This window comes from Bacillus sp. REN3 (assembly GCF_017912555.1).
GTDB lineage: Bacteria > Bacillota > Bacilli > Bacillales > Cytobacillaceae > Mesobacillus.
Genome location: NZ_JAERSD010000008.1, coordinates 82,403 through 95,313 on the forward strand (window position 1 = coordinate 82,403; position 12,911 = coordinate 95,313).

A 12,911-nucleotide genomic window follows, 5' to 3' on the forward strand; every position below is an offset into this window, starting at 1 on the left:
CAAAGCGGTCGGGACAAGGATTTGCTACTGTGTGATCAATATTTGCTGCGGCTTGATAACATCTGATGTCAAGCGGTTGAGCTGTTTCAATGCATCAACGGATGTGTTCGTTTTTTTTGCAATTGAATAAAGAGTATCACCAGTAGAGACAGTATATTTGTTGTTTGCGTTTCCTTCGCTTGCCAGTTTCGGGCGGTCTAAAAGTTGATTGTCTTTATTTGTTCTTAAGTGCGATTGAGAATGGGTCTGCTGATTTTGTGCGCTGGATTGCACTCTTTCCTCTTTTTCTTCAGTAGGGTTTTTCTTGCTTTGACCATTCTTCATACTGAGCGATCGATCTTCCGTTCCATCATTTACAGACAGTTTTGCGATTGTTTCGACCGATTCATTAGCATCTTGATTCACTCGCACAAAGACAGGCTGTCCAATCAAAGCATGACCCAGCGCTTTTTCTGGATTGATGGCATTTTCTTTTTCAAATGTCCATTCGTTTTGGTGAATTTCAAAATGAAGGTGGACTCCGGAAGAATCCCCGGTATTGCCCATTTCACCGATGATCTCCCCTCGCTGTACGATTGCCCCTTCCTTCACAAGCCGTTTGTTCAAATGTGCATAAACCGTTTCGAGATTGTTATCATGCTTGATAAAAATGACATGTCCATATGAATTGGAGTAATAGGATTTTGTGACAATCCCTTTATCGACCGTATGAATAGGGGTGAGGGCAGTTGACGCGATATCGATTCCTTTATGTTCGCCGTTACGGGTTCCATATAGATCCGTAACCACACCTTCTGCAGGCCAAACCCATTTTGATGTTAATTCTTCAATATCAAGCATTTCTGCCTGTGAGTGCTTTCCGCCAAGAAAAAGCAAGCTGATGCATAAGGCCATCAGTCCAGCAATGAGTAAACGCTTTATAAAATCGTGCATTTTCTTCCTCCTAACTTTTTGCTCCCATTCCATCCCTATGACAGCATGTACTAGCTTAGAACCTTTCTGGGATATGGGGTTGCAGTTAAAAGCACATTCGTTATGTTTTCTGATAAATGGCTTTTTTATGCAGGAGAGAAGAACAAAAAATAAGGGAAAGCCTTATGACTCTCCCTTATTCTATATTCTTTTTATTAGGCGCGACAGGAACCGGGATTGTTTCATCCAGGTTGAAAGGCCCGACTTGCTTTGTATTTGCACCATCGATTTTAACTTCTTGAAATCCAAACTCTTTCGCTGTCAGCAGGATGGCTTCCAAGGCCGGCTTGAACCCATCGTTCACTTCCATCCCGTCGTTCAAATTGATTTTAATGACCTTGTTTTCCTGGTCAGCCTCGATTTTCGCCGGTTCGAAGTTTTGAGGAAGTGAAGGGCGTAAATTCAGGGAAGCGACACTTTTTGTCATTTGTTCGAACGCAGGTTCAATTGAATTGAAAGCTTCTTTGGTCGGCACCAGATATGGCTGATCGGCACCTTTCGGATAAAGGAATAAAAAGGCCCGCCCTCGCTTTTGCTGAGGAATCTTATGTTCCTCTATATTGCCAAAGTTCCCTAAATCCACGCCTGGTTTGCCTTCTGTTGTGAAGGTCAGTTTAGCAACCCCCTGCCCGGCAAGGCTTTGTTCCATCCCCCTAAGTAACATGTCGCTTGAAACAGAACCGTTTTTATACGGGTGGCTTTGCTTGAAGTCCACCTTCATTACAAGCGAAGCCTGATCATATGTGATTTCTGCATCAATTGGGTAAAATTCGCTCAGGCCCCATTCTTTCTCCTTCAACAGCCCCATCGTATCCATGAAAGTATCAATCCACGTTTTTGATTCTACAGAAGGCATCGCCACTGTCACGGGAACAAGCGTCTGGACATTCGCATCAGGAATCGCATAAGTAATTACTCTTTTTCCCTCTGTCTCCCCTGGGTACAGTGCTGTCAGATCCGCATAGGGATCAGCTATGTCTTCCTCCGCCATGAACCTTTCGGTCTCTTTTTCTTTCTCATCCATTAACTCAAGGCTGTCATTTTCACTCTCATCATTGTCACTCTTTATCGAGACTTTATCGAAAGCCGCTTTTTCATCCCCCGTCTGCCCTACCTTCGCTTCTTGGTGTTCGATGGATTCACTGTCCATGCTTTGGTTTTCGGGCTGATTTAAATCCAGCATGCCTGGTGTAAGGATGAAAGCAAGCAGAATCACTGCAACCGCTGTTATGGCCGGATACAGCCATGCCGGTAATCTTCTCTTTTCGGATCGATGGGCGATATTTAGGTAAATGTCACGAGGATCGCGATGGTCTTTTACCTTTGGCATATCACGAAGGAGTTCTTCAAGCTGCTTATCGCTTAACTGTGACTTTTTCACTGGCCATCCCTTCCTTTTCGATCATTTCCTCCATATGTTTCTTTAACGTCTTTAATGCGCGATGCTGCGTGGTCTTTACCTTGCTTTCTGTCCATGATAAAGCCTCCGCTGTTTCCGCGATAGAGAGTTCGTGGATGTAACGCATGATAATAACCAGTCGCTGGTCGACCGTACACTTGTCAAGGCATTTATACATCATCTGTATTTCTTCTCTCTGCATTGCTATTTCTTCGGGAATCGGACTTTCATCCATTACCTGCCTTGCGGAAAGGTCAAACGATTCCAAAAGACGCTGTTTCCAGCCTTTTTGCTTGCGGAAGTGATCAATGGCCACATTCTTCGCAATGGAGAACAACCATGTCTTTTCACTGCTTTTCCCTTCAAAACGCCCGTATGCCTTAAGTACACGGATATATACTTCCTGTACAAGGTCTTCAGCCTGTTCTTTGTTTTTTACCATATAAAACAAAAACTGAAAAACGTCATGATGATATTTAGTATATAAGTCATCAAAAACGGAGTCCATCAGTTGCATCCCCTCCGCAATCATAAGATTAGTCGTAAAGTATGTATAGAAAGTTTCATACTAACTATAGTATTTCCCTCGTGGAAAGGGAAGGGTTATTTTCCATGAATTGCTGTTTTAAAACTTCAGGTAGAGAGAAACTGAAAAGGCATTTGAGGTTGACATATGTTCTTGCGAAAAACCTTTCTTGCCCAGAAAAAAAGCCCATCCTTCTGGAAGGCGGGCCAAAAATTTTCAATATCCTCAAAATGTTTCTTGTGAATCAAGAATAGTCGGCACACTATTCTAATTTACTCATTATTTCGAGGGATGAAGAAGGAAAATGTCGTACCTTGTCCAAGCTTGCTCTTAACGGATATGTTCCCCCGATGGGCATCAATGATATTCTTGGCGATGGCAAGGCCAAGGCCTGTCCCCGAGCGGCCCCTTGTCCTTGATTTATCAGCTTTATAAAATCTCTCGAACAAGAATGGTAAATCCTCTTCTGGGATGCCTGGTCCCTGGTCACTCACCTCAATGTGCAACCCGCGCTCATCCGTCCTTGCTGTTATCAAAATGGATGCAGATTCCGGAACATGCCTCATGGCGTTATCAACAAGGTTCGTCAGTACCTGTTCAATCCTGTCAGGATCAAAGCGGAAAAACTGTTCCTCTGTGTCAAGGTTCACCGATAGCTCAATTTCCTTCTCTTTTGCCAGACCTTGGAACTTTCGGATGACCCTGTTCAAATATGGCTCCAATTCAACTGACTCTACAGACAATAAAATATGCCCTGCTTCCATCCGGGCTAAATCGAGCAGTTCATTTACAAGCCTGCCCATCCTAAGAGATTCATCATAGATGACCTTTGCCATTTCTTTCTTCTCATCATCCGTCTGGGCAATGTCATCCACTATGGCTTCACTATATCCCTGCATCATGGAAATCGGGGTCCTTAATTCATGGGAGACATTCGCAATGAAGTCTTCCCTCAATTTATCCATTTTGCGTTCTTCCGTCATATCCCTGACTACGGCGACAGCTCCCCGGATGAATCGTTTGTTGTAAAGCGGACTCACAATGATGACCCAGGTCCTGCCCTGGGCAGAAATCTCACCGATTTGCTCTTTTTCTGTATTGACGGCAAGCTGGAACAATTCCATCACTTCCGAAGGTACGGCATCCGTATTGTCATTGCCAAGGCCCTGTTCATAAAACCAGTACCGAAGGAAAAGCTCCGCAGGCGGATTCGTGATCAGGATCGTCCCATCCCTGCTGAAGGTAATAACGCCGTCAGCCATGCTGCTCAAGATGCTTGTCAGCTGCTCCTTTTCCTGGCTGAGGGCATTCATATTGAACTTTAACTGGCGGCCCATTTGATTGAAGGCAGTTGCCAATTCACCGATCTCATCATTGGTAAGGATTGGCACTTTCGTGTCGAACTTTCCTCTCGCCACTTCAAAGGCAGCTTCCCGCATTTTCCGTAACGGTGCCGTAATCCTTGTCGACAGGAAGAAAGCGAAAATCGTTGTCAATACGATGGCTACTCCTGCCGCAAGCAAGATGAATTTCGTTGTCAGCCTTGTTGTTTTCTCCATTACTTCCAATGATTGATAGATGAAGACGGCGCCGTTCTCTTTATTATATTGCTGAAGCGGCACACCAATCATCAGGTAGCGGGCATCATCGCCTGCACCAGCAAACTCTGGGAGGGATGAAATGGCACTTACCTCTTTCCTTTTTGTGAAAACATCCTCCAATTCCTTGCTAGATCGGAAGTAGGAAATGGGAATGTTGATGGCTTCTTCAGTCCCAGGCGAATAAAAATACGTATCATTGTCGAGGATGACAGTCACCCTGGAATCGTCATCCACCATCTCCCATGCTATCTCTAGGCCAAGTTCCCTCTCCTTGCCTGGATGATCCTCAAGGACACGGGCGATTTTCTCAGCAGTATTCGTCAGCCCGTTTCTTCTTTCATTGATGTGATAGTTTTCAAAAAACTCAAGGAGCATAACTGTAAGGATGAATAAAACAAAAGAAACGAGCAGAAGAATGGTAACCCAGAGTTTACCTACTACACTGCGCCAAAACATCATTCATTGACTACCTCGAACTTGTAGCCAACCCCCCAGACAGTCACAATCATTTTCGCAGCCTGTTCAGAAACTTTGTTCAGTTTTTCACGAAGCCTCTTGACATGGGTATCCACTGTCCGCAAATCCCCAAAAAACTCGTAATGCCAAACCTCTTTCAACAGCTGTTCGCGATCGAACACTTTGTCCGGAGATTTTGCCAGGAAGTATAAAAGTTCGTATTCTTTTGGTGTCAAGCTCACTTCTTTTCCATCAGCAGATACCCTGTGAGCATCGTTGTCGATCGTTAGATGAGGGAAAACGATTACATCTTTCGCTGTTGTTTCAGTTTGCAGATAGCTTGTGCTTGAAGAGCGGCGCAGCATGGCTTTTACCCGCAAGACGACTTCCCTTGGGCTGAAGGGCTTAACGATATAGTCATCTGTTCCGACCTCAAAGCCCTGGACCCTGTTCACTTCTTCCCCTTTTGCGGTAAGCATGATGACAGGAGTCGATTTCTTTTCGCGCAATTCGCGGCAAACTTCAATACCGTCTTTTCCAGGCATCATTAAATCAAGAAGGATGACATCATAATCATTGGCAAGCGATTTCGCCAATGCTTCATTCCCGTCCTCGGCTTCTTCGATTATATAGTTCTCTCTTTCAAGGTACATCTTCAATAAACGCCTTATTCTTTCTTCATCATCCACCACTAAAATCTTCACGTCTTTTTCCATTGGATAGATCCCTCCCTGCGAATATTTTACATAAACATACGGTTTCTTGCTATGTTTTTTTAAGAAAGGCCTTCACAACATACGGTGAAGGCTTAATATTTTTGTCACAATTAAGAACCTGCATATGAGTGTAACCCAGCAATGACGAGGTTGACAGCCACAAGATTGAACAGGATGATGATGAATCCTATGACAGCCAGCCATGCGGATTTTTGCCCATGCCAGCCTTTCGATAAACGCAAGTGCAGGAATGCGGCGTAGAATAGCCATGTGATGAGCGCCCACACTTCTTTTGGATCCCATCCCCAGAATCGTGTCCAGGCGATCTGCGCCCAGATCATAGCGAAAATCAATCCTCCAAGGGTGAATACCGGAAATCCAATCAGCACGGAACGATATCCGATTTCATCGACCAGATCAAGGTTGATGTTCTTGGTCCAAGGCTGGAGTGCGGCTCCGATCGGTTTACGGAGAATCAGCCTGAAAAGCCCATATAATAAGACGCCTGCCATCAATGACCATATAACCGTATTTAGCTTTTTCGCATTGATAATTGCCGGTGTTTCGAATATCGGCTGCATCCTGTCTTTATCAGCAGCTTCGAATTCGTGCGGGCCAACAAGGGCTGGTACGGTATATTCTTCCGTAGCCGGCTGACCATCCTTATTGATATAGTTGAATTTCGCCTCATAATCTGTTAAAGAAAAGTAGGTCGAAACAAATACAAATCCAAGCGTACAAACCAATCCAAACAAGACTGCTTCGAGCCATCTGTTGCCTTTTGTTCTCTTGGTCTGGTCAACCGTTTTGACCAAATAAATCAGTCCAGCAACGAAGCTGATGGCCAGGATTGCTTGTCCAATCGCAGTTGTCGTCACATGGATGTGCAGCCAGTAGCTTTGCAGCGCCGGGATCAATGGGGTGACCTCCCGTGGGAACATGCTTCCATAAGCGATGATCAACGCGGCTACAGGCAATGTGAACAGCCCAAGCAGAGGAGTCTTATACATGTAATACAGGACGATGAACGCGCCGACCAGTGCCATTCCAAAGAATGTCGTGAACTCAAACAAGTTGCTGACTGGGGCGTGTCCAGATGCAACCCACCTTAAAACAAAAAATGTAAACTGGGATATGAAGCCCGCAATTGTTACAGCCATCCCGACTTTTGCCCATTTATTCGGGACATCTCTATCCGTATGTCTTTTATCCCTGATGGATCCTCCAAAGAACAGGGTTCCGACTAAATACAGGATAAATGCTGCGAACAGGAAATTCGAACTTAATTCAACCATCTATTTCCCCTCCTTATTCTCTTTTTCCGCTTCCAGCTGGTCTTTTGGAGCATCGAGTCCTGTATCGGCAAATACAGCTTCAAGCTCTCTTTTCAAACCATGCCAATTCTTGTTAGTATGTGCAGCTGTCCAAATCTGGCCATCGACACGCCTGATCCACAAACGTCGATGGTTCCAATAGGCTCCCTGGACAACCCCGATCATGAAGATGAGTCCTCCAAGCGCAATGATCCACAAGGTCATGTCTTTTCTTACCGTAAGGGCAGTGACATTCTTCGTTTCAATTCCGTTGAAAGCCATTTTGTATTCATTATCCCCCATTGGCTCGATAGTCTGGCGGATTGCAACGAAGCTGATTTCCCCTTTTGGCTTATCTGGTGTAATCATCTTGAAAATGAATGCCGGATTGTTAGGGATACGTGACTTCGTAGCTGGCTCTCCTTTATCATTGAACTCGAAGTCAGGGAAATAACTCATGACTTCCACTTTGTATCCATCCCCAAGATCATATTCATCCTTTGGATTATATAAATCTATCTTGAGGTCTCCGAACTGTTTACCCGTTTTTTTGTTTTCTAGCTTGAAAGCCATATTATTCATTTCATCAAGCTTGTAATCTACCTGATACAGAGCGAATCCATCTACTTTCAAAGGTTTGTTGACTTGGATAGACTGGTCACGGACCTTTTCAAGCTCAGGCTTTTCCCCTGGCACTGTCGCTCCCTGTTTCTTATAAAGAGTCGCGTTTGTCTGATAGTTTTTCACGACTGTACCAGCTTTGTTGATGGCTTCCTTAAAGATCTTATCATCTTTTTCCTCATCATAGACTTCAAAGATGAAAGCATTGTTCTTCAGATAATATTCTCCATTAGTTCCTGGAATCGCTCTCGTTTCCCCTTCCCTTAACCAAAGGATTTCATCGACGTACATGCCAGGAACGAAACGAAGCATGCCTCCAATCAGGAAGATGATCAGGCCGACATGGTTTACATACGGTCCCCATCTTGAAAAACGGTTTTTTTCAGCCAGGATATCGCCGTTTTCTTCGCGGATCGTGTATCGTTTTCCTGACAGCTTCTCCTTGATTTTGGCGACTTCTGTTTCGCCGACTTCTGTGTCTGTCACACTGAACATCCGCTGGCGCTTCAAATAACCCTCGTGCCTTGAAACCCTTTGCTTGGCCAAAGCCCTGTAAAGCGGGATGACGCGGTCAAGGCTGCAGATTACAAGCGAGATCCCAATGGAAGCGATCAGAATCAAATACCACCATGAACTATATAGATTGTGGAATCCGAGGTCATAGTACAGCTTGCCAAGCCAGCCGTATTGTTCCTCATAGTACTGGGAGGCAGGCATGGTTGGGGGTATGTACATCTCCTGAGGGAAAATCGTTCCGAGCGCCGATGCGATCAAGGTGATGACGATCAGCCATACTCCCACTTTCACGGATGAAAAGAAATTCCAGATTTTATCGATGATTGTCTTGTTATATGTTTGTGAACGGCGCGCGCTTCCTTCATAGCGCATATCGAGGAGCTGCTTTTCTTTTTCCTTTTCTTCAAGCACTCTCCCGCAGGATTCACAAAGAATCGTACCATGAGGATTGACATGGCCGCATTCACATTTCACATCGTTCATAGCAAAAACTCCCTGTTCCCCTTACATTTAAGGTTTGATCTGTTCCATGAACTCACGGACTGTTTCTTCTGTCAATTCGCCAGTGTGACTTTTGACAACCTTCCCTTCCTTATCGATCAGGAACGTGATTGGCAGTGGATTGATTCCATATGCAGCCTGCACCTGACCATCTTCATCGATTACGACAGGAAACGAAAGGCCGTGTCGCTGGACGAACTTCTTGACGACAAGCTTAGGTTCGCTTACATCGACAGCGAGCACTTGGACTCCTTGATCCTTGAATTGCTTGTATTGGTTATCGATATAAGGCATTTCCCGTTCACATGGCTCGCAGTAGGTTCCCCAAAAGTTCAGGAAAACTCCCTGTCCCTTATAGTCTGAAAGCCTGTGTTTCTTGCCCTCCAAATCAACAAGGACAAAGTCAGGAGCTGGTTTGCCAATCTCGATTTTCTTGTTTTCATCCTTGGTCATATTGGCGTATAGTGTGTAGCCTACTGCCGCCAGCAGGATAACAAGGATGATCGTTCGAGTAAGCAGACGCTTTTTCTTCATTACTAAACCTCCTACCGTATAACAACTATTATAGCATTTCAACAGTCTCAGTGTTGAAAACTATTTCTTTTGATGTTGCATTGCAAGGACCCGCAGATGTTTTACTTCATGATGGGTAAGCTCCCGGATTTCCCCCGGCCTCAGTCCATCTAGTGTCAGGAAGCCATACCTTTCCCTTTTCAGTTTCACGACCGGGTAGCCAATCGCATCGAACATTCTCCTGACCTGTCTGTTTCGCCCTTCATGAATCGTTAATTCAACAATCGCAGTATCCTTCTTTTTATCCAGTGATAATAATTTCGTCTTTGCGGGAGCAGTCTTCACATCCTCTAGGGTGACGCCCCTGGCAAGCTTCGTCAGCTTTTCTTTTGGCGGAATCCCTTTTACTTTGGCCACATACACCTTATCGATTTCATTACTCGGATGCATCAGCAAATTTGCGAATTCACCATCATTTGTGAGAAGGAGCAATCCAGAAGTATCATAATCAAGCCTTCCAACCGGGTAAATCCTTTGCTCTATTTCCTCGAAGAAATCCGTGACGACTTTTCGCCCTTTATCATCCTGCACGCTGGAGATGACTCCGCGCGGCTTGTAAAACAAGAAATATACCGGTTCTTCTCCTTCAATCTTGATATCATCCACTTCAACTTGGTCTGATGCAGTCACCTTCCTGCCCAGTTCATTGACAACTTGTCCATTTACCTTGACTCTTCCTTGCAGGATCAATTCCTCTGCTTTTCTCCTTGATGCGATCCCTGCGCGGGCGATCACTTTTTGCAGTCTTTCCATGAAGGTCACTCCCAGTTATATCAATTCGCGAAAAACTATCTTAATATCTAGCCATCCTTTTGAATTATGACATAACTCTTGATTTTTTCAAAGTAAGCAATGCCCGAAAAAAGGAAATTAAATAAAGATGCCCCCATCTGAGGCATCTTTCTATCCAAACATGAGGGTAACAACAACAATCGCCGTTCCAATGGCGACTGCATCTGCAAGCAGTCCAACTTTCACGGCATCGCCCATTTTTTTTATTCCGACTGCACCGAAATATACGGTCAGGACATAGAAGGTCGTGTCTGTGCTCCCCTGCAAGGTAGCCGCAAGCCTCCCGATGAAGGAGTCAGCTCCATGGACCGCGATCAAGTCGCTGGTGATTCCCAGTGCCGCTGTACCCGAAATCGGCCTGATGATCGCAAGCGGCACAATTTCGGCGGGTATCCCGATTCTCTCAAGTCCCGGTCTCATCCAGTCAATCATCACATCAAGAGCGCCTGAAGCCCTGAATACAGAGATTGCCACCATCATGCCAACCAGAAAAGGAATGATTGAGAACGCCATGTTGATTCCTTCTTTCCCGCCTTCTACAAAGCTTTCGTAAGTCGGTACTTTCTTATAGGTCCCGTAAATCAATATGAACGCAATTAGGACCGGGATGAACCAAAGTGATACGAGTGAAATGATCTCCATAGCCTTTTACCCCTTTTTGCTTCTTCTATAATAAAAATACCGATCTATCAAAATCGCCCCAACCGCAGAGACAGCTGTTGCAATAAGGGTGGGCCCGACAATATCGGTTGGATTGGCAGAATCATAGTTCATCCTGATCGCGATCACGGTAGTCGGGATAAGGGTAATACTTGAGGTATTGATGGCAAGGAAAGTGATCATTGATCGGCTTGCTTCCTTCTTTCCGCCATTCAGTTCCTTCAGTTCCTCCATTGCCTTGATCCCAAGCGGGGTCGCTGCATTCCCAAGCCCGAACATATTGGCGATCATATTTGACAATATATACCCCATCGCCGGATGGCTGGAAGGAACCTCGGGGAAGAGTTTTGACACGAGCGGCTTGAACAGGTTTGAAAGCTTTGCCAGTAAGCCTGCATCCTCTGCTATCCGCATCATTCCCAGCCAAAAAACAAGGATGCTGATCAAACCAATGCAGAGGGTGACTGCTTCCTTTGCTCCTTTGAAGACTGCTTCATTCACTTCCGGGATCGTACCATTCACCATGGCAAAGCCAATGCCTATCAGCGTCATGACTACCCAAATAATATTAACCATAATAGTCAATTCCTATTATGGAGGTGAACAATCTCTTAAACTGATGAAAGAAAGATTCTTTTTCTTTTTCACTGCTTTTATAGTAAACAGGAAGACTGCCAATTTTAACGCGATCCAGGTAAATTTCTGCCCTGCCGGCAATCAAGTGGTCCCTTCCTCCATTTTCTTCCGGCTGGTTTTTCGACAGCATGTATTTTACTCTGACCAGCCCTTCCTCCTCGGTTGTGAGGGGATAATCGAAAGAACGTTCCAGGTAAAGCTTGCCTTTATATTTCTTCGGTTCTTTTATGCTTTTGACCGGGCCTTTTGGCAATATTTCAGCTATATCATACTCGCTAAAGGCCGTCTCGAACATTTGGATATGATCATTCCAGTCATCAGGGGCATTGAGTGTGACCGCAATCAATTCAAAGTCATCTTTTCCGGCTGTTGACACGAGCGTTCTTTTTGCACGTTTCGTATACCCGGTTTTTCCTCCTGTGCAATATTTATATAATTCTGTCAGGAGCCTATTTTTATTTCTCCAGACCCGATCCCATGACTCACCGGGGTCCGGTGACCTGTGTACCTTTGTCCCGGCAATTTTCCGGTATGTGTCATTTCCCATCGCATACCTTGTCAGCATAGCCATGTCATACGCGGTCGATAAATGGTTCTCGTGGTCATCAAGGCCATGGGGATTAGAAAAGTGGGTATTCTTCATGCCTATTTGTTCGGCTTTTTCATTCATCATGAAGACGAATCCTTCAATGCTCCCTCCAACAGCTTCCGCAATCGCGACAGCCGCATCATTGCCTGAACGGAGCATTAAGCCATAGACAAGGTCCTCGAGCTTAATTTTTTCTCCTGGTTTCAAGAAGATGGACGATCCTTCCGTCCGGACTGCCCTGTCGCTTACTTTCACCATTTGATCAAGCTTTCCGGACTCTATCGCCAGGATTGCTGTCATGATTTTCGTGATGCTCGCAATCCGGCTGACTCTGTGGGCGTCTTTTTCAAAAAGCACCCTGCCAGATTCCTGCTCGATCAAAATCGCGCTGCGGGCACTCACAGAAATGGTGGCCGCAGCCTTGAAGGGAAAGGTGGAACATATCATTATGGCGATCAGCAAGATTTTTATCCAATTTGTATTCATTGACAGACCCTCGTCTCCTTTTGCCAGTTTGTACAAGTTTATGCAGGACAAGGGTTGATATGACATAAAAAAGGACTGGAGGGATGCAAGGTTATCTTCAAGCCGTGATAGGGATGATTCATTGGACAGGAGGGTGAGTAACTCACCGCTTTATGCACCGTTCTGGATAGGAAGTTTTTCATTAAAAAGACGAAAGGTTTCATAACGGAAGGATTGGCTATAAACCCTCAGGCTGCCATCAAGGGTTTCAAGAGCTTTACGCTAGCTTGGACTACATGCTATTCCATGGTTATTCCTTTCCAGGATTAATCCATATTCTGTAAAATAAGCTGCTGCAGCTTTTTTACAGGGAACCTGCATTAAACGATCGTCCTTCATCTTATCAAAGGATTTCTCTAAGTCCATGGCTCCCATTTTCTCCTGCAAATCATTTTGCTTGCTTTGCGGCATCATTAAACACCTTAATCGCGCTCAACCTATACTATTTGAAAAAAGAAAACATTTGGTTAGATGTTACTGGTGAAATCCTTGCGTTGGCCACAACGGTCCTGCGA

Annotated in this window: 13 protein-coding genes; all 13 read right to left on the reverse strand. The window is 45.0% G+C overall.

Features of this window, described 5'->3' with window-relative positions:
- Positions 1 to 24: 24 nt before the first annotated feature.
- Complete coding sequence (locus JJQ88_RS09345; RefSeq protein WP_210365571.1) at positions 25 to 933, reverse strand: peptidoglycan DD-metalloendopeptidase family protein; 909 nt, start codon at positions 931 to 933, stop codon at positions 25 to 27.
- A gap of 175 nt (positions 934 to 1,108) precedes the next feature.
- Positions 1,109 to 2,353 carry a hypothetical protein gene (locus JJQ88_RS09350; protein WP_210365572.1) on the reverse strand — a complete coding sequence of 415 codons (1,245 nt, stop codon included), beginning with the start codon at positions 2,351 to 2,353 and terminating at the stop codon, positions 1,109 to 1,111.
- The gene (gene sigX / locus JJQ88_RS09355; protein ID WP_210365573.1) at positions 2,328 to 2,879 is read right to left on the reverse strand and encodes an RNA polymerase sigma factor SigX; all 552 of its coding nucleotides are present in this window, start codon (positions 2,877 to 2,879) and stop codon (positions 2,328 to 2,330) included. Before sigX ends, JJQ88_RS09350 begins: the two co-directional genes overlap by 26 nt.
- A 290-nt stretch (positions 2,880 to 3,169) precedes the next feature.
- Entirely contained in the window at positions 3,170 to 4,957 is a 1,788-nt protein-coding gene (locus tag JJQ88_RS09360) for an ATP-binding protein (RefSeq protein ID WP_210365575.1), read from the reverse strand.
- Entirely contained in the window at positions 4,954 to 5,670 is a 717-nt protein-coding gene (locus tag JJQ88_RS09365) for a response regulator transcription factor (protein ID WP_210365577.1), read from the reverse strand. The genes JJQ88_RS09360 and JJQ88_RS09365 overlap by 4 nt, the downstream gene beginning before the upstream one ends.
- A gap of 110 nt (positions 5,671 to 5,780) precedes the next feature.
- The gene (gene ccsB / locus JJQ88_RS09370) at positions 5,781 to 6,965 is read right to left on the reverse strand and encodes a c-type cytochrome biogenesis protein CcsB (RefSeq protein ID WP_210365580.1); all 1,185 of its coding nucleotides are present in this window, start codon (positions 6,963 to 6,965) and stop codon (positions 5,781 to 5,783) included.
- Positions 6,966 to 8,603 (reverse strand): cytochrome c biogenesis protein ResB, encoded by a 1,638-nt coding sequence (gene resB / locus JJQ88_RS09375; RefSeq protein ID WP_210365582.1) that lies wholly within the window; start codon positions 8,601 to 8,603, stop codon positions 6,966 to 6,968.
- Positions 8,604 to 8,630: 27 nt separating this feature from the next.
- Positions 8,631 to 9,155, reverse strand: coding sequence for a thiol-disulfide oxidoreductase ResA (resA, locus tag JJQ88_RS09380; protein WP_210365583.1), 525 nt, complete (start codon positions 9,153 to 9,155; stop codon positions 8,631 to 8,633).
- A gap of 60 nt (positions 9,156 to 9,215) precedes the next feature.
- Positions 9,216 to 9,947, reverse strand: a complete 732-nt coding sequence (rluB, locus tag JJQ88_RS09385) for a 23S rRNA pseudouridine(2605) synthase RluB (RefSeq protein ID WP_210365584.1) — start codon at positions 9,945 to 9,947, stop codon at positions 9,216 to 9,218.
- A gap of 150 nt (positions 9,948 to 10,097) precedes the next feature.
- Positions 10,098 to 10,628, reverse strand: a complete 531-nt coding sequence (locus JJQ88_RS09390; RefSeq protein WP_210365585.1) for a spore maturation protein — start codon at positions 10,626 to 10,628, stop codon at positions 10,098 to 10,100.
- A 6-nt stretch (positions 10,629 to 10,634) separates the two neighbouring features.
- A complete protein-coding gene (locus JJQ88_RS09395; RefSeq protein ID WP_210365586.1) occupies positions 10,635 to 11,222 on the reverse strand; it encodes a nucleoside recognition domain-containing protein in 588 nt (195 codons plus the stop codon).
- Positions 11,215 to 12,357, reverse strand: a complete 1,143-nt coding sequence (locus JJQ88_RS09400; protein WP_246861024.1) for a D-alanyl-D-alanine carboxypeptidase family protein — start codon at positions 12,355 to 12,357, stop codon at positions 11,215 to 11,217. The genes JJQ88_RS09395 and JJQ88_RS09400 overlap by 8 nt, the downstream gene beginning before the upstream one ends.
- 261 nt (positions 12,358 to 12,618) lie before the next feature.
- Positions 12,619 to 12,807: a hypothetical protein gene (locus JJQ88_RS09405; RefSeq protein ID WP_210365588.1), complete on the reverse strand. Its 189-nt coding sequence runs from the start codon at positions 12,805 to 12,807 to the stop codon at positions 12,619 to 12,621.
- Positions 12,808 to 12,911 lie beyond the last annotated feature (104 nt).